At 72.0% G+C, this 16764-nt stretch carries 15 protein-coding genes; 7 read left to right on the top strand and 8 right to left on the bottom strand.

The genetic code is table 11. From position 1 onward, the window contains the following. Positions 1-223: 223 nt before the first annotated feature. A complete protein-coding gene (locus BZY54_RS32625; protein WP_086728926.1) occupies positions 224-1600 on the top strand; it encodes a cysteine desulfurase/sulfurtransferase TusA family protein in 1377 nt (458 codons plus the stop codon). A 146-nt stretch (positions 1601-1746) separates the two neighbouring features. Here the strand turns inward: BZY54_RS32625 and BZY54_RS32620 are convergent, their stop codons facing one another. Next, positions 1747-2718, bottom strand: coding sequence for a carbohydrate kinase family protein (locus BZY54_RS32620; protein ID WP_086728925.1), 972 nt, complete (start codon positions 2716-2718; stop codon positions 1747-1749). 134 nt (positions 2719-2852) lie between these two features. Between BZY54_RS32620 and BZY54_RS32615 the strand changes: the two genes are divergently transcribed. Together BZY54_RS32615 and BZY54_RS32610 are read left to right on the top strand one after the other, a co-directional pair. After that, positions 2853-3065: a hypothetical protein gene (locus BZY54_RS32615; protein ID WP_086728924.1), complete on the top strand. Its 213-nt coding sequence runs from the start codon at positions 2853-2855 to the stop codon at positions 3063-3065. A gap of 181 nt (positions 3066-3246) precedes the next feature. Then, entirely contained in the window at positions 3247-4938 is a 1692-nt protein-coding gene (locus BZY54_RS32610) for a hypothetical protein (RefSeq protein WP_086728923.1), read from the top strand. A 108-nt stretch (positions 4939-5046) separates the two neighbouring features. Here the strand turns inward: BZY54_RS32610 and BZY54_RS32605 are convergent, their stop codons facing one another. Beyond that, positions 5047-5403 carry a HesB/IscA family protein gene (locus BZY54_RS32605; protein ID WP_006135694.1) on the bottom strand — a complete coding sequence of 119 codons (357 nt, stop codon included), beginning with the start codon at positions 5401-5403 and terminating at the stop codon, positions 5047-5049. A gap of 298 nt (positions 5404-5701) precedes the next feature. Here BZY54_RS32605 and nadA point away from each other — a divergent pair, with 298 nt between their 5' ends. Next, on the top strand, positions 5702-6886 hold the full coding sequence (gene nadA, locus BZY54_RS32595) for a quinolinate synthase NadA (RefSeq protein WP_086728962.1): 1185 nt from the start codon (positions 5702-5704) through the stop codon (positions 6884-6886). Positions 6887-6987: 101 nt separating this feature from the next. On the opposite strand, the gene BZY54_RS32590 is transcribed toward nadA, so the two are convergent. The 5 genes from BZY54_RS32590 to BZY54_RS32570 form a co-directional block, all read right to left on the bottom strand. Continuing rightward, on the bottom strand, positions 6988-10092 hold the full coding sequence (locus BZY54_RS32590) for an efflux RND transporter permease subunit (RefSeq protein WP_086728922.1): 3105 nt from the start codon (positions 10090-10092) through the stop codon (positions 6988-6990). 205 nt (positions 10093-10297) lie between these two features. Further along, entirely contained in the window at positions 10298-10981 is a 684-nt protein-coding gene (locus tag BZY54_RS32585) for a response regulator (protein ID WP_086728921.1), read from the bottom strand. Beyond that, positions 10978-12207: a sensor histidine kinase gene (locus tag BZY54_RS32580; RefSeq protein ID WP_086728920.1), complete on the bottom strand. Its 1230-nt coding sequence runs from the start codon at positions 12205-12207 to the stop codon at positions 10978-10980. Before BZY54_RS32580 ends, BZY54_RS32585 begins: the two co-directional genes overlap by 4 nt. Before the next feature lie 122 nt (positions 12208-12329). Then, a complete protein-coding gene (pspAA, locus tag BZY54_RS32575) occupies positions 12330-12608 on the bottom strand; it encodes a PspA-associated protein PspAA (RefSeq protein ID WP_086728919.1) in 279 nt (92 codons plus the stop codon). A 45-nt stretch (positions 12609-12653) separates the two neighbouring features. Continuing rightward, positions 12654-13451 carry a PspA/IM30 family protein gene (locus tag BZY54_RS32570; RefSeq protein ID WP_086728918.1) on the bottom strand — a complete coding sequence of 266 codons (798 nt, stop codon included), beginning with the start codon at positions 13449-13451 and terminating at the stop codon, positions 12654-12656. Positions 13452-13736: 285 nt separating this feature from the next. On the opposite strand from BZY54_RS32570, the gene BZY54_RS32565 reads away from it, so the two are divergent. From BZY54_RS32565 to BZY54_RS32555, 3 genes are all read left to right on the top strand, one after another. After that, complete coding sequence (locus BZY54_RS32565; protein WP_086728917.1) at positions 13737-14336, top strand: DUF3043 domain-containing protein; 600 nt, start codon at positions 13737-13739, stop codon at positions 14334-14336. 80 nt (positions 14337-14416) lie between these two features. After that, entirely contained in the window at positions 14417-15121 is a 705-nt protein-coding gene (locus BZY54_RS32560; protein ID WP_086728961.1) for a methyltransferase domain-containing protein, read from the top strand. An 88-nt stretch (positions 15122-15209) separates the two neighbouring features. Further along, a complete protein-coding gene (locus BZY54_RS32555; protein ID WP_086728916.1) occupies positions 15210-16316 on the top strand; it encodes a S1C family serine protease in 1107 nt (368 codons plus the stop codon). A 177-nt stretch (positions 16317-16493) separates the two neighbouring features. On the opposite strand, the gene BZY54_RS32550 is transcribed toward BZY54_RS32555, so the two are convergent. Continuing rightward, the gene (locus tag BZY54_RS32550; protein ID WP_086728915.1) at positions 16494-16712 is read right to left on the bottom strand and encodes a hypothetical protein; all 219 of its coding nucleotides are present in this window, start codon (positions 16710-16712) and stop codon (positions 16494-16496) included. Positions 16713-16764: the final 52 nt, after the last annotated feature.

The following is a 16764-nucleotide window of genomic DNA, read 5'->3' as shown; positions in this document are numbered from 1 at the left end:
GGTGGCATACGCGCCGCGGGTCACCCCGAAGGGGTGGGAAGCCCCCTGCTCGCCTGGTATGTGAGTGGGAGTCGAGGCGCCCAGTAGCTCGGGATTGCACCTTTTATGACGGGTGCCGGTGTGCCCTGTGACGGGTACGGGTGTGCCGTGGCCTCCCCCGCGCACGCGGCGAAGCCGCACATCAGAACTGTCCCCCGCACCTGCGGGCGCTTAGCGTTGAGGCGTGGCTTACTTCGACGCCGCTTCCGCGGCTCCCCTTCACCCCGTGGCCCAGCAGGCCCTCCAGGCCTCCCTCAGCGAGGGGTGGGCCGATCCCGCACGTCTTTACAAGGAGGGCAGGCGGGCGCGGTTGCTGCTGGACGCGGCGCGGGAGGCGGCCGCGGAGGCGGTGGGGTGCCGGCCCGACGAGCTGAGCTTCACCTCCTCCGGCACCCGTGCCGTGCACACCGGCATCGCGGGGGCGCTGGCGGGCCGCAGGCGCGCCGGACGCCACCTGATCGTGTCAGCGGTCGAACACTCCTCGGTGCTCCACTCGGCCGAGGCGCACGAGGCGGAGGGCGGGACGGTCACCCAGGTCCCGGTCGACCGGGCGGGCAGGGTGGCCGCGGCGTCGTTCGGGCAGGCGCTGCGCCCGGACACGGCCCTGGCCTGTCTGCAGTCGGCCAACCACGAGGTGGGCACCGAGCAGCCGGTGGCCGAGGTGGCCGAGGTGTGCCGGGCGGCGGGTGTGCCGCTGCTGGTGGACGCGGCGCAGTCGCTGGGCTGGGGCCCGGTGGACGGGGACTGGTCGCTGTTGGCGGCGAGCGCCCACAAGTGGGGCGGTCCGTCGGGGGCCGGGCTGCTCGTGGTGCGCAAGGGGGTGCGGTTCGCGGTCCGGGGGCCGGTGGACGAGAGGGAGTCGGGCCGGGCGGCCGGGTTCGAGAACATCCCGGCGATCGTGGCCGCCGCCGCCTCGCTGCGGGCGGTGCGGGCCGAGGCGGCGGCGGAGGCCGTGCGGCTGCGGGAGCTGACGGAGCGGATCCGGGCCCGGGTGCCGCGGCTGGTGCCGGACGTGGAGGTGGTCGGTGATCCGGTCCACCGGCTGCCGGGGATCGTCACCTTCTCCTGTCTCTATGTCGACGGGGAGACACTGCTGCACGAGCTGGACCGCGAGGGCTTCTCGGTCTCGTCCGGCTCCTCCTGCACGAGCAGCACGCTGACCCCGAGTCATGTGCTGAAGGCGATGGGGGTGCTGAGCGAGGGCAATGTGCGGGTGTCGCTGCCGCCCGGGACGGCGGAGGAGGACGTGGAGCGGTTCCTGGCGGTGCTGCCGGGCGCGGTGGCCGGAGTGCGGGAGAAGCTGGGCGCCCCGGCTCCGCGGACGGCCGCGCGCACCGAGGAACTGCTCCTGGACGCGCTGGGCAAGCGCTGCCCGATCCCGGTGATCGAGCTGGCGAAGGTCATCGGGGACGTGCCCGTCGGCGGCACGGTCCGCGTGCTGTCGGACGACGAGGCGGCCCGCCTGGACATCCCGGCCTGGTGCGCGATGCGGGAGCAGGAGTACGTCGGCGAGGAGCCGGCGGAGACCGGTACGGCGTACGTCGTCCGCCGGATCTCCTGAGGCGTCCCGCGCAGGCGGCCGGGGCGCCCTTGCTCCCCGGCCCGGTGAAGGGCTCACTGTCCGGGCAAGGGCCACCCCGGGACGCGCATCCTCACGCACCGGCCGCGGGAGAGCCGAGGGGGCGCGCCCCGTGGTCCAACGAACGATCAGACGTGCGCGCGGACCTCCTGCGCGGCGTCGTCCCCGTACGCCTTGGTGAAGCGCTCCATGAAGTGGGCGCGGCGCAGCTGGTACTCCTGGGTGCCGACGGTCTCGATGACCAGGGTGGCCAGCATGCAGCCGACCTGGGCGGCGCGCTCGAGGGAGACGCCCCAGGCCAGGCCGGAGAGGAAGCCGGCGCGGAAGGCGTCGCCCACGCCGGTCGGGTCGGCCTTGCGCTCCTCGTCCGGGCAGCCGACCTCGATCGGGTCCTCGCCGGCGCGTTCGATGCGCACGCCGCGTGAGCCGAGGGTGGTCACCCGGTGGCCGACCCGGCCGAGGATCTCGGCGTCGCTCCAGCCGGTCTTGGTCTCGATGAGGCCCTTCTCGTACTCGTTGGAGAACAGGTACGTCGCGCCGTCCAGCAGTATCCGGATCTCGTCACCGTCCATCCGGGCGATCTGCTGGGAGAAGTCGGCGGCGAACGGGATGGACCGCGTACGGCACTCCTCGGTGTGCCGGAGCATCGCCTCCGGGTCGTCGGCGCCGATGAGCACCAGGTCCAGGCCGCCGACGCGGTCGGCGACCGTCTTCAGCTCGATGAGCCGGGCCTCGCTCATCGCGCCGGTGTAGAAGGAGCCGATCTGGTTGTGGTCGGCGTCGGTGGTGCACACGAAGCGGGCGGTGTGCAGCGTCTCGGCGATGCGGACGGAGGCGGTGTCGACGCCGTGCCGGTCCAGCCAGGCGCGGTACTCGCCGAAGTCGGCGCCGGCGGCGCCCACCAGGATCGGCCGGGTGCCGAGCTGGCCCATGCCGAAGGCGATGTTGGCGCCCACCCCACCGCGCCGTACGTCCAGCTGGTCGACCAGGAAGGAGAGCGAGACCGTGTGCAGCTGGTCCGCGACGAGCTGGTCGGCGAAGCGGCCGGGGAAGGTCATGAGGTGGTCGGTGGCGATGGAGCCGGTGACTGCGATGCGCACGGCGTGGACTCTCCTGGGAGCGAGGAGGGGGATTGACAGTTCACGCTACCCAATCGGCGGGTGACGCTGAAGCGGACAAAACTACCCGATGGTAGATCTGTCTCGACGGGCCCGTCCGTGCTTACGGTGCGGCCATGACGAACCACAACCTCCATGCTGCCCCTGTCGCGGCCGACTCCGAGGGCGATCTGGCGTCGCTGCGCGGTGACTGCGCCCGGATGGCCCCCCACTGGGCGGTTCCCGACCGGGGCTCGCGGCGGCCGGTGCCGCCGTCCCGTATCCACGGGGTGGATGTGCCGGCCTCCTCCGCCCGCCTGCTGGAGGCGATGTCGGACTACGGGGACTGAAGCCGGCGCGCGGAGGGAACCGAGGGCACCGGAGAAAACCGAGGGGAACCGTGCGCTCCCCCGCTGCGTCCCATCGCTGTCCCCCGTACAGGGGATGCGGGATACGACCCTCCCGGCCGATCACTTTGTCAGGGCCGGGTCAGGATCACAGGGACATGTGTGCGGCCGAAGGAGCGATGCGGTGAACACCGAGCGACCCGACCACGACGACGCGGCCGCCGCCGAGGCCGAGGCCGCGGGTGCCGCGAAGGAGGCGACCGGGCGGCGGCAGGCTCCGGAGCCCGAGGTGCGGGTGAGCGCCGCCGGCGGCGACGGTGGCGACGGCGGCGGCAGCGACGACCGCGGTGAGGGCGGTGACGGGGGCCAGGGCGACGACGGCGGCAGCGGCGGCCGGTTCGGCCGGGGCCGGTCGCCGCTGGTGGCCGCGTCGGTCGCCGCGGCCGTGCTGCTGGTGGGCGGTGGCGGAGCGTATTTCGCCACGAGCGCGTACGACGGCTCCGGCGAAGGTACGGGTTCGGCGGCCCCCCGCGGCCACGGCACTCCCCCGCCCCTCGTCCTCGACGACTACGCCTCCGGCCGTACGGGTGATACCGGCGGCACCGGTGGTACCAACGGGATCGCCCCCGGCGAGCCCAACCCCTACGGCGCCACGTACCGCAGCGCCGGACGGCTGCCCGACGGACCCGCCTCGGCGCCGGTGTACGCGCCGCGGGGCGAGGTCACCCGGGACGAGGTGGCCCGCCTGGCCAAGGCGCTCGGCGTCGAGGGCACTCCGGTGGCCGACGCACAGGCGTGGCGGGTGGGGACCGGGAAGGACGGGGCCGGTCCGATGCTGCGGGTGAACCGGCAGGCGCCGGGGACCTGGACGTTCAGCCGGTACGCGCCGGGCACCGACGACTGCAAGGGCGTACTGCGGTGCACGCACGAGCCGGCCGCCCCCACCGTCCACCCGGTGAGCGTGGCGGCGGCCGAGAAGGCGGCGGCGCCGGTGCTCAAGGCGCTGGGGCAGGACGACGCGAAGGTGGACGCGGGCCAGGTCATGGGCGCCCAGCGGGTCGTCAACGCCGATCCGGGGTTCGGCGGGCTGCCGACGTACGGCTGGACGACGGGGCTGACCGTCGGCCCGCAGGGCGAGGTGGTCGGCGGCAGCGGACAGCTGAAGGCGCCGGACAAGGGCGAGACGTATCCCGTGCTGAGCGCGCGCAGGACGCTGGAGCTGATGAACGCGGCCCCGCGCACCGACCACCGCATGGGCATCGGCGGCTGCGCCAGTCCCGTGCCGCTGAAGGACCGTCTGGAGGCGCCGTGCGGGACCTCCGGGAAGACCACCGGGCAGGACGCCTTCACCGTCGACCGGGCGGTGTTCGGTCTGGCGTCGCACTCCTCGCAGGGGCGGCAGACGCTGGTGCCGTCGTGGCTGTTCCAGGTGCGGCCGACGGCCGGGCAGGACGGTTTCACGGTGACGTACCCGGCCGTCGACCCGAAGTACCTGTCCTCGCCCGACACGCCGTCCGGGCGGCCCGAGCCGCGGCCCAGCGGTTCGGCCGCCGCCCCGACGACCCAGGACGTGCGTGTGTCGGGCTACAGCACCGCCGGCGACGACCTGACGGTGCGTTTCGAGGGCGGGGTGTGCGCCGACTACAAGGCGTCGGCCGAGGAGAGCTCCGACCGGGTGACCGTCACGGTGACCGAGACCCGGTGGCCGGACAAGGTCTGCATCCTGATCGCCAAGGAGTACCAGCGGACGATCCACCTGGACCGGCCGCTCGGTGACCGCGAGGTGGTCGGGTCGGACGGCGGCCCGATCCCGCGGGAGAAGCCGGGAGCCCGGCTGCCCGGGGCACCGCGGGCCTCCGGCCGGCCGGTCAGGTGAGCAGACGGACGCCCGGCGCAGACGGAAGGCGGCGGCCCCCACGAAAGGGGGCCGCCGCCTTCTCCGTCACATGGCCGTGCCGTCCGGGACGGACCGGCCGTGGCCGGCTCAGCTGAAGGAGTCGCCGCAGGCGCAGGAACCGGTCGCGTTCGGGTTGTCGATCGTGAAGCCCTGCTTCTCGATCGTGTCCACGAAGTCGATGGTGGCGCCGCCCAGGTACGGGGCGCTCATCCGGTCGGTGACGACCTTGACGCCGCCGAAGTCCTTCTCCACGTCGCCGTCGAGGGAGCGCTCGTCGAAGAACAGCTGGTAGCGCAGGCCGGAGCAGCCGCCGGGCTGAACGGCGACGCGCAGGGCGAGGTCGTCGCGGCCTTCCTGGTCGAGCAGGGCCTTGACCTTGGACGCGGCGGCGTCGGTCAGGATGATGCCGTCGGTGACGGTGGTGGTCTCGTCCGATACGGACATCTACATCTCTCCCGGGTTGTACGGAGACTGCTTGCCGACGAGTGCAACCGGCAAGGCCGCGGATTCATTCCGGGCCGAGCACATGCTTTTTCTCTTGTCCATGCTCGTCCTCTTCATGCTCGCACATGCTCCGAACGGCCGACAGCGACCTGTGGACGCGAGCGACGAACGCGACAACGCCGGGTGACCTTCGGCGCCGGGATTCACGTCACATCGACGCAATGGACATCGTCAAAGTGACGTGAAGCGGTTATGATAGATAGCGTCAGTTCGACGAAAAGTAGAAAGGGTGCGTGTCGTGACCACCGCCCAAACCCAGGAGCTCGACGTACAGCCGACGCCCCTCGCCCTGCTGCTGCTCGGCCGCGAGGCCGACCCGAAGAGCGAGCGCGGTGTGGAGTGTCCCGGCGACCTGCCCGCCCCGTCCGACCCGGACCTCGTGGCGCGCGCCCGCGCGGCCAAGGAGAAGCTCGGGGACAAGGTCTTCGTGCTGGGCCACCACTACCAGCGCGACGAGGTCATCCAGTTCGCCGACGTCACGGGCGACTCCTTCAAGCTGGCCCGGGACGCGGCCGCCCGGCCGCAGGCCGAGTACATCGTGTTCTGCGGTGTGCACTTCATGGCGGAGTCCGCGGACATCCTGACGTCCGACGAGCAGAAGGTGGTCCTGCCGGACCTCGCGGCCGGCTGCTCCATGGCCGACATGGCGACGGCCGAGCAGGTCGCCGAGTGCTGGGACGTGCTGACCGAGGCCGGCGTCGCCGAGCAGGTCGTGCCGGTGTCGTACATGAACTCCTCGGCCGACATCAAGGCGTTCACCGGCAAGCACGGCGGCACCATCTGCACGTCGTCGAACGCCAAGCGCGCCCTGGAGTGGGCCTTCGAGCAGGGCGAGAAGGTCCTGTTCCTGCCCGACCAGCACCTGGGCCGCAACACGGCGGTACGGGACATGGGCATGTCGCTGGACGACTGCGTCGTCTACAACCCGCACCGGCCGAACGGCGGGCTGACCGCCGAGGAGCTGCGCGCGGCGAAGATGATCCTGTGGCGGGGGCACTGCTCGGTGCACGGCCGCTTCAGCCTGGACTCGGTGAACGACGTCCGCGAGCGGATCCCGGGCGTCAACGTCCTGGTGCACCCCGAGTGCAGGCACGAGGTGGTCGCCGCCGCGGACTACGTCGGCTCCACGGAGTACATCATCAAGGCGCTGGAGGCGGCCCCGGCCGGCTCCAAGTGGGCCATCGGCACGGAGCTGAACCTGGTGCGCCGGCTGGCGAACCGTTTCGCGCCGGAGGGCAAGGAGATCGTCTTCCTGGACAAGACGGTCTGCTTCTGCTCCACCATGAACCGCATCGACCTGCCCCACCTGGTCTGGGCCCTGGAGTCCCTGGCCGAGGGCAACCTGGTCAACCGCATCGAGGTGGACAAGGAGACGGAGGCGTTCGCGAAGCTGGCGCTGGAGCGGATGCTCGCCCTGCCGTAGCCTGCGTTCGGGTGGGTCCACCACCCACCCGCCCCTTCTGTGACTGTGCGACGGCGCCCCGAGCCCACCTGCGATGTGGCTCGGGGCGCCGTCGTCGTCGGTCAGACCCCCGCGGGCTCCAGCTCCTCCACGTTCGTCTCCCGCCTGGCCGCCCGCTTCTTCGCCCGGCGCTCCTTGCGGAGCTCCAGCATGGCGTAGAGCGTCGGGACCAGCAGCAGGGTCAGCAGGGTGGAGGTGACCAGGCCGCCGATCACGACCACCGCCAACGGCTGGGCGATGAAGCCGCCCTCGCCGGTGACTCCCAGGGCCATCGGGAGCAGCGCGAAGATGGTCGCCAGCGCCGTCATCAGGATGGGACGCAGCCGGTGACGGCCGCCCTCGACGACCGCCTCCACGACTCCGTACCCCCGCTTGCGGTACTGGTTGATCAGGTCGATCAGCACGATCGCGTTGGTCACCACGATGCCGATCAGCATCAGCATGCCGATCATCGCGGGCACGCCCATCGGGGTGCCGGTGACGACCAGCAGGCCGAGCGCGCCGGTGGCCGCGAACGGGATGGACACCAGCAGGATCAGCGGCTGCGCCAGCGAGCGGAACGTCGCGACCAGCAGCATGAAGACGATCGCGATCGCCGCCAGCATCGCCAGGCCCAGGTTCTTGAACGCGTCGTTCTGGTCGGAGGTGACGCCGCCGATCTCGGCCGTCGCGCCCGCCGGGAGCTTGAGCGCCTTGACCTTCGACTGGAGCTCGGTGCTCACCGCGCCGGTGTTGTCGCCGGCCGGCTTGGCGGTGACGGTCGCCGCGCGCCGACCGTCGATGCGGGTCATCGAGACCGGGCCGTCGACCAGCTTCACGGTCGCGATGTCACCGAGCTTCACCGGGCCGAGCCGCAGCTTCTTCAGCTGGTCCAGGGTCCGGGCCGGCTCGGCCGACCTGATGACGACGTTGCGCTCGGTGTCGTCCAGGGTCGCCTTGGCCGCCGTGGTGCCCTTGACCGCCTGGGCGACGGCCATGCCGAGGGTCTGGTCGGTGAAGCCGGCCCGGGCCGCCTTGGAGTTGGCCCGCACCGAGACGCGCGGCACGCTCTGCGACAGGTCGCTGGTGACGTCGGTGACGTCGTCCAGCCCGGCCACCGTCCTGCGGACCTGCTCCGAGGCCCGGCGCAGGGCGTCCGCGTCGGACGCCTTGACGACCACCTTCAGGTCCTGGTCGCCGAAGCCGCCACCGGCGTTGACCGTGGTGGTGCCGATGCCGGACAGCCTGTGCAGGCCGTCCTCGATGTCCTTGCGGACGTCGTCGGCGGACGCCGAGTCCTCCAGCATGACCTGGTACGAGGCCTGGTTGGTGTCCGTGGAGCCGCCGAAGGCCGCCATGAAGCCGGAGGAGCCGACGGTCACCTGGTAGTCCTTGACGCCCTTGGTCCCGGCGAGCAGCTTCTCGACCTTCTTCGCCTGGGCGTCGGTCGCGGCCAGGCTGGTGCCGGGCTTGAGCTCCTGCTTGACGCTGAGGACCTTCTGGTCGCCGGAGTCGAAGAAGTTCGTCTTCAGCAGCGGCGCCATGCCGAAGGTACCGACCAGCACGACCACCGCGATCAGCACACTGGTGAGGCGGCGGCGGGTGGCGAAGCGCAGGACCGGGACGTAGAAGCGCTGGAGACGGCTGCCCGCCTCCTTCTCCTCGGCCCGGCGGCGGGCCTCGTCGGCCTCGGCGGGCGTGCCCTTGGGCGCGCGCAGGAACCAGTACGACAGCACCGGGACGACCGTCAGCGCCACCAGCAGGGAGGCCAGCAGGGCCGCGGTGACCGTGATGCTGAACGGGCCGAACAGCTCGCCCACCATGCCGCCGACCAGGCCGATCGGCAGGAACACGGCGACCGTGGTGAGCGTGGAGGAGGTCACCGCGCCGGCCACCTCGCGCACCGCGTTCAGGATGGCCTCGCGCCGCTCCTCGCCGTAGCCGAGGTGACGCTTGATGTTCTCCAGGACCACGATCGAGTCGTCGACGACGCGGCCGATGGCGATGGTCAGCGCGCCCAGCGTCAGCATGTTCAGCGACAGGTCGCGGGTCCACAGCACGATCAGGGCGAGCACCACGGACAGCGGGATGGACACCGCCGTGACCAGCGTGGAGCGGACCGAGGCCAGGAAGACCAGGATGACCAGGACCGCGAAGACCAGGCCGAGCGCGCCCTCGGTTGTCAGCCCGTCGATGGACTTGGCGACCGCCGGGCCCTGGTCGCTGACCGTGGTGATCCTCGCGTCGGCGCCGAGGTCCTTGCGCAGGTCGGGCAGCTTGTCCTTGACCGCGTTCGAGATCGCGACCGCGCTGCCGTCGTGGTCCATGGTGACGGCGACCGCGAGGCTCGGCCGGCCGTCGGTACGGGTGATGGAGTCGGCCTTGGCCGGCTCCTGCTTCACCGTGGCCACGTCGCCGAGGCGGACCGGCTTCTTCGCGGCGGCGCCCTCCCCGGTGACCATCAGGTCCTCGATCTGCTTCAGCGAGGTGAAGCCGCCGCCGACCTGGACGGTGCGGTTGGCGCCGCCCTCGTCGAAGGAGCCGGCCGGGACGGTGGCGCCGCCCGCCTGCAGGGCCTGCGTCAGGGCGGCGGAGGTGAGGCCGGCCCGCGCGAGCTCGGCGTCGTCGGGGGTGACGGTGACCTGGAGGTCCCGTACGCCGTCGACGGTGACCTGGCTGACGCCGTCGATGTTCTTCAGGGCCGGTACGACCGTCCTGTCGAGCTGGTCGGCGAGCGCCTGCTGGTCCTTGCCGGAGGTGACGGCCAGGACCACGGTCGGGATGTCGTCCGTCGAACCGGCGATCACCTGCGGGTCGACGTCGTCAGGAAGCCCCGCGCGGGCCCGGTTGACGGCCTGCTGGACGTCGGCGACGAGCTGCTGGGTGTCGTTGCCGTAGTCGAAGGACGCCGTGATCACGGCGTTGCCCTCGCTCGCCGTGGAGGTCACACCGGTGATGCCGTCGACGGCCTTGAGGTTGTCCTCCAGCGGCTCGACGACCTGCTTCTCCACCACGTCCGGGGACGCGCCCTGGTAGGGCGCCAGCACGGACACGATGGGCAGCTCGATGCTGGGGAGCAGCTGCTGTTTGAGCTGGGGGATGGCGATCGCCCCGAAGACGAGCGCGACGATCGACATCAGTCCGATCAGGGCCCGTTGCGCGAGGCTGAACCTGGACAGCCAGGACATGGGTCAGGGGTCTCTCTTCTGTGAACGTGTGCGAGCGGCAGAAGGCGGCACGGGCGCGCAGGTGCGCCCACCTCTACACCCTCCGGTATCGGCCCGGGCCGTTCCGTAGCCCCCTGGTCCATTTCCTTACCGCGCGCCTACTCCGGGCGCAGTACACCCGGGTAGAGCGCCCTCCACCCGTGGACGTACCGGCGCCGGCCGGGCCTCAGTCCGCCCTGGGACGCACCAGCCCCGACTCGTAGGCGATGACGACGAGTTGCGCCCGGTCGCGGGCGCCGAGCTTGGCCATGGCGCGGTTGACGTGGGTCTTCACGGTCAGCGGGCTGACCTTGAGACGTTCGGCGATCTCGTCGTTGGAGTGTCCGCCGGCGACCTGGACGAGGACCTCGCGCTCGCGCGCGGTCAGCGCGTCCAGCCGCTCGGAGCGGGCCGGGTCGCGGCCGTCGTCCGCGGCGTCGCCCTGCGCGAGGAAGCGGGCGATCAGGCCCTTGGTGGCGGCCGGGGACAGCAGTGCCTCTCCCCCGGCGGCGATCCGGATGGCGCTCAGCAGTTCCTCGGGCTCGCTGCCCTTGCCGAGGAAGCCGGAGGCGCCCGCGCGCAGCGCCTGAACCACGTAGTCGTCGACCTCGAAGGTGGTCAGGATGACCACGCGGACCTGGGCGAGGGCGGGGTCGGTGCTGATCAGACGGGTGGCGGCGAGGCCGTCCGTGCCCGGCATGCGGATGTCCATCAGCACGACGTCGGCCCGCTGCTCCCTCGCCAGGCGCACGGCCTCGGTGCCCTCGGAGGCCTCGCCGACCACCTCCATGTCGGGCTCGGAGTCGACGAGCACGCGGAAGGCGCTGCGCAGCAGGGCCTGGTCGTCGGCGAGCAGGACACGGATCGTCATGCGGCGTCCCCCGGGGCGCGGGTGCTGGTGCGGGTCTGGACCGGCAGGATCGCATGGACGCGGAAGCCACCGCCGTAGCGGGGGCCGGTGGTGAGGGTGCCGCGGAGTGCGGTGACCCGCTCCCGCATGCCGAGCAGTCCGTGGCCGCCGCCGGTGGTGGGGCCCTCGTCCGCGCCGGCACCGTCGTCCAGGACGGTGATCTCGACGTTCGGCCCGACCCGTACGACGCTGACCTCGGCCCGGGCCTCGCTGCCGGCGTGTTTCTGCACGTTGGTGAGGGCCTCCTGGACGATGCGGAACGCGGCCAGGTCGACGGCGGCGGGCAGGGTCGTGCCGTGGTCGGCGCGGGCGACCTCGACGTGCAGCCCGGCGCTGCGGAAGGTGCCGACCAGTTCGTCCAGGCGGTGCAGGCCGGGGGCGGGTTCGGTGGGGGCCTCCGGGTCGTCGGACTGCCGGAGCAGTCCGACGGTGGCGCGCAGTTCGTTCAGCGCGGACCGGCCGGCCTCGCGGACGTGGGCGAGCGCCTCCTTGGCCTGGTCGGGGCGTTTGTCCATGACGTGGGCGGCGACTCCGGCCTGCACGTTGACCAGGGCGATGTGGTGGGCGACCACGTCGTGCAGGTCGCGGGCGATGCGCAGCCGCTCCTCGGCGACGCGGCGCCGGGCCTCCTCCTCGCGAGTGCGCTCGGCGCGTTCGGCGCGCTCCCTCATGGCGCGCACGAAGGCGCGGCGGCTGCGCACGGCGTCGCCACCGGCGGCGGCCATGCCGGTCCAGGCGAAGATGGCGAGGTTCTCCTGGGCGTACCAGGGCACCGTTCCGCCGAGCATGGCGGCACCGGTCAGCACGGTCATGGTGGTCAGGCCCAGGCGCCAGGTGGTGGGCCGGTCGGTGGTGGCGGCGACGGTGTAGAGGGCGACGACGGCCGACATGGCGACGGGGGCGCGCGGGTCGGCGGTGACGCACTCGACGAGGGAGACGGTGCCGGTGACGGCGAGGACCGTGCGCGGCGCGCGGCGGCGCAGGACGAGCGCGGCGGCGCCGAGCGTGATCAGGACCAGGCTGAGCAGGGCCGGCGTGCGGACGGCCCAGCTGACACCGCTCTGCCCGCGCGGGCCCACGAAGGACCCGACCACCATGCACACGAGGACGCCGACCGCGAGGGCCGCGTCCAGCGCGAAAGGGTGCGCCTTCAGTCTGCAGCGGGCGCGGTCGAGTGAGGTGGTCACGCCTGAGAGGTTAGGTTATGTGGTCCATGTGGGGGCTTGGGCGGGAACGGCGGATCCCGCCACGTGGGAGCCGGGCCGGTGCCGGTGCGGGCGACCCGGGGGCTGCCGCCCCGGCAGGGTGGTCAGCCGGGGATCAGGCCGTCGTCGCTGAGCAGGTCCCGTACCTCCTGCAGGGTGGCGTCCGGGGACGGCAGGATCAGTTCGGACGGTTCCAGGGAGTCGTCCGGCACGGGCTCGCCCAGTTCACGGACCCTGGAGAGCAGGCTGTGCAGGGTGCGGCGGAAGCCGGGGCCGTCGCCGTGCTCCATCTCGGCCAGGAGCTCCTCGTCCAGCTTGTCGAGCTCGGCGAGGTGGCCGTCGGCCAGCCTCACCTGTCCCTCCCCCATGATCCGTACGATCATGTCGCCCTCCTCGGCGGCGTGAGCCCCGGCATTCGGTGACGTGGGTTACTGCTTGTCGAAGCGGGGGGTGTCCTGCGGCTGCTGCTGGGGCTGCGCCTGACCCTGGCCGCCCTCGATCGCCTGCCGGTCCGCGGACGAGCCGCCGGCCAGCTCCGCCTTCATGCGCTGCAGCTCCAGCTCTACATCCGTACCACCGGAGATCCGGTCCAGCTCGGCGGCGATGTCGTCCTTGGCCATGCCGGTGGGGTCGTCCAGGGCACCGGAGGCGAGCAGTTCGTCGATCGCGCCGGCGCGGGCCTGGAGCTGGGCGGTCTTGTCCTCGGCGCGCTGGATGGCCAGGCCGACGTCGCCCATCTCCTCGGAGATGCCGGAGAACGCCTCGCCGATCCGGGTCTGCGCCTGGGCCGCGGTGTAGGTCGCCTTGATCGTCTCCTTCCTGGTGCGGAAGGCGTCGACCTTGGCCTGCAGGCGCTGGGCCGCCAGGGTGAGCTTCTCCTCCTCGCCCTGGAGGGTCGCGTGCTGCGTCTCGAGGTCCGTCACCTGCTGCTGGAGCGCGGCCCGGCGGGAGAGCGCCTCGCGGGCCAGGTCCTCTCGGCCCAGCGCGAGCGCCTTGCGGCCCTGGTCCTCCAGCTTGGTGGACTGCTGCTGCAGCTGGTTCAGCTGAAGCTCCAGGCGCTTGCGGCTGGTCGCCACGTCGGCGACACCGCGCCGCACCTTCTGCAGCAGCTCCAGCTGCTTCTGGTACGAGTAGTCGAGGGTCTCGCGCGGGTCCTCGGCCCGGTCAAGGGCCTTGTTCGCCTTCGCGCGGAAGATCATCCCCATACGCTTCATGACACCGCTCATGGGCTTCGCGCGCCCCCTTCTGACGGACTCCAGCTCACAGCTCTGCGACAGAACCCACAGTACGGGCCCTGCATCCATTACCGCACTGTTCGGGAACGGATGCGGTCATCCCCAAGGACGACTGCGTACGTTTCCGCTCCGGCGTAGGGAGTAGGTGACCCCCGGGCACCGCCGGACGGCCGCGTCCGCAGCGTCCGCTCTGTCCCCCTACAGACGACCGGTGTTGCCGGATCGTTCCCCGCGGGGCTGGGGTCCATGCGGGTCATGCCCTTACCCTTGGGTTTTGTGTTCCGTAGCCGTGCCAAGGAAGAGAAGGCCCCGACCGCCGACAAGGCGCCGGTGAACTTCTCCAAGCAGCCCCGTGACCCCCAGGCTCCCAAGGGCCGCCCCACGCCCAAGCGCAGTGAGGCCCAGTCCCAGCGCCGCAGCGTCGCCAACACGCCGACCACGCGCAAGGAGGCCGCCAAGCGGCAGCGCGAGGAGCGCCGTGTCCAGCTGGAGCGGCAGCGCCAGGCGCTGGCCAGCGGCGACGAGCGTTACCTCCCGGCCCGTGACAAGGGTCCGGTGCGCAAGCTCGCCCGCGACTTCATCGACTCGCGGTTCAACATCGCCGAGTTCTTCCTGCCGATGGCCGTGGTCATCCTGGTGCTGAGCATGGTGCACGTGGGCTACCTGCAGAACATCGCTCTGCTGTTGTGGCTCGTGGTGATCGTGCTGATCGTGCTCGACTCGGTCGTCAGCGGTTTCCGGCTGAAGAAGCGGATCGCCGAGCGCTTCCCGAACGAGAACAAGCGGGGCGCGGTCGCCTACGCCCTGATGCGCTCCCTGCAGATGCGCCGGCTCCGGCTGCCGAAGCCGCAGGTCAAGCGCGGAGAGCGGCCCTGAGCGCGGAACCTTTCTCCGGAGGTGCGGCCGATGCCTGGCTGGACAAGCTGGGCGGGCTGCGTGACGTCGTCCGGCAGGAGCTGGTTGCCCGGCAGCTCGACGAGCAGATAGCCGGGCGGTTCCCGGTCGGGCAGCGGCTGAGGGTGCTCGACGTGGGGATGGGCCAGGGCACGCAGGCGCTGCGGCTGGCACGGGCCGGGCACCAGGTGACCGGCCTGGAACGCGACCAGAGGATGATCTCCGTGGCGCGTGCGGCGCTGGCCGCGGAGCCGGAGGGCATCCGGGCGCGGATGCGGATCGTCGAGGGCGACGGTCAGGACACCGGGGTGCACTTCCTGCCGGGCAGCTTCGACGTGGTGCTGTGCCATGGCGTGCTGATGTACGTCGAGGAGCCCGATCCGCTGCTGGCGGGGCTGGCGCGGATGCTCGCGCCGGGCGGCCTGCTCTCGCTGCTGGTGCGCAACGGCGACGCGCTGGCGCTGCGGCCGGGACTGTCCGGTGACTGGCCGGGGGCGCTGACCGCGTTCGACACGACCGCGTACCGCAACCGGCTGGGCCTGGACGTGCGGGCGGACCGGCTCGCCGATCTGACGGCCACCCTCGCCGGGATCGGGGCTCCGCTGCACGCCTGGTACGGGGTGCGGGTCTTCACGGACACGGCGGCGGACGGCGCTCGGCTCCCGGCCGACGTGGAGATGCTGCTGGCCGCCGAGGAGCGGGCCGGGCGCACCGACCCGTACCGCGCGGTCGCGGCGCTGCTGCACCTGTGCGGGGTACGCGGCTGAGGCCGCTGTTCTCTCCCGGGCTCTCCCGGGCCGCTCGTTCGGGTGAACCCGGCAAGCCGGGTACCCACCCCGCCGTGAGACTCGGGACATGGACGTTTCCCGTGCTCGTGCCCGGACCCTCCGGCCGGCTCTCCGGATGGTCGCTCCGCTCGCCGCTCTGATCTGCTGTGCCGCGCTGCTGTCCGGATGCAACGGCTCCTCGACGCCAAAGGAGGCGGCGGCCTCCGGGACGAAGGACCCCTCCGGGCGCCGGGTGGACGAGCCCGCGGCCGCGACCGACCTGCAGAGCGACTACGAGCGGGTGATCAGGAACGTACTGCCGTCGGTGGTGCAGATCCAGGCCGGCCACAGTCTGGGGTCGGGGGTCGTGTACGACGACAAGGGGCACGTCGTCACCAACGCGCACGTCGTCGGGAGCGCGAAGAGGTTCCACGTCACCACGGCGGGCAGCGAGGAGGTGCTCACCGCGACCCTCGTCTCCTCCTACCCGGCCCAGGATCTCGCCGTGGTCAAGCTGGACAAGGTTCCCCGCGGGCTGAAGGCGGCCGCCTTCGGTGATTCGCAGAAGGTCGCGGTCGGGCAGATCGTCCTCGCCATGGGTTCGCCGCTCGGGCTGTCCTCGAGCGTGACCGAGGGGATCGTGTCGGCGACCGGGCGGACCGTCAGCGAGGGGCAGAGCGAGGGCGGCACCGGGGCCACGATCGCCAACATGGTGCAGACCTCGGCCTCTATCAATCCGGGCAACAGCGGCGGCGCGCTGGTGAACCTGAGCAGTCAGGTCATCGGCATTCCGACGCTCGCCGCGGTCGATCCCCAGCTCGGGGGCAGCGCGGCGCCCGGCATCGGCTTCGCCATCCCGGCGTCGATGGTGAAGACGATCGCCGGCCAGATCGTGAAGTACGGCAGGGTCGTCGACTCCGGCCGGGCGGCGCTGGGCATCACCGGGCGCACCGTCGTCAACGCCGGCTACCAGCCCGCGGGGGTCGCCGTGGTGGACGTGAAGGCGGGCGGCGCGGCGGACCGGGCGGGCATCCGGCCCGGGGACGTGATCATCCGGCTCGGCGGCACCGGCATCACGACGATCACCTCGCTGTCCGAGGCGCTGGCGTCCGACAAGCCGGGGCAGAAGACGAAGGTGACGTACTCGCGCAACGGCGCCGAGACGACGGTGGAGGTGACGCTGGGCGAGCAGTGAACCGTGCGGAAAGGGGGCGGTCACCGTGACCGCCCCCTTCCACGGGGCCGCTCACCGGGCGGACGAGGCAAGTGCCGGACGTGCCCCCGGGCTGTCGGACCGGCCCCAGGACCTCCCCGTTCGGATCACGCCGCTCTCGCGCACCCTGACACCGCTGCCCGGCCGCGTTGCCGTGACCTAGGCCTCGGGGCCGTCGGCGTGCAGGCTCATCGGGCCGTAGATCTCCGCGGAGTCCTCGAACAGCCGCACCTGGTCCGCGCCCCCGTCGAGCAGGGCCTTCCAGTTCTCCCCGATCCAGGACTCGGCGTCGCCCTGCGTGGTGAACTCCTCGGGCTGCACCGCGGGCTGGACCTCCGTCCCGTCGGCCGTCTCGAACCGCCACGTCCATGCCGCCATGTACGCCTCCCTGATGTGAGCACACTGCACAGCGGAAGCCGGATCATGGTCC

Source organism: Streptomyces carpinensis, assembly GCF_002154505.1.
Taxonomy (GTDB): domain Bacteria; phylum Actinomycetota; class Actinomycetes; order Streptomycetales; family Streptomycetaceae; genus Streptomyces; species Streptomyces carpinensis.
The sequence above is the reverse complement of the archived record's forward strand: the minus strand, read 5'-3'. Positions and strand labels throughout refer to the sequence as shown.

What these genes read in the sequence shown, in the direction of transcription:
- BZY54_RS32615 (WP_086728924.1), top strand. Translation starts at nt 2,853, where the DNA reads ATGACGAACCACAACCTCCATGCTGCCCCTGTCGCGGCCGACTCCGAG.
- BZY54_RS32605 (WP_006135694.1), bottom strand. Translation starts at nt 5,403, where the DNA reads ATGTCCGTATCGGACGAGACCACCACCGTCACCGACGGCATCATCCTG.
- BZY54_RS32590 (WP_086728922.1), bottom strand. Translation starts at nt 10,092, where the DNA reads ATGTCCTGGCTGTCCAGGTTCAGCCTCGCGCAACGGGCCCTGATCGGA.
- BZY54_RS32585 (WP_086728921.1), bottom strand. Translation starts at nt 10,981, where the DNA reads ATGACGATCCGTGTCCTGCTCGCCGACGACCAGGCCCTGCTGCGCAGC.
- pspAA (WP_086728919.1), bottom strand. Translation starts at nt 12,608, where the DNA reads ATGATCGTACGGATCATGGGGGAGGGACAGGTGAGGCTGGCCGACGGC.
- BZY54_RS32570 (WP_086728918.1), bottom strand. Translation starts at nt 13,451, where the DNA reads ATGAGCGGTGTCATGAAGCGTATGGGGATGATCTTCCGCGCGAAGGCG.
- BZY54_RS32555 (WP_086728916.1), top strand. Translation starts at nt 15,210, where the DNA reads ATGGACGTTTCCCGTGCTCGTGCCCGGACCCTCCGGCCGGCTCTCCGG.
- BZY54_RS32550 (WP_086728915.1), bottom strand. Translation starts at nt 16,712, where the DNA reads ATGGCGGCATGGACGTGGCGGTTCGAGACGGCCGACGGGACGGAGGTC.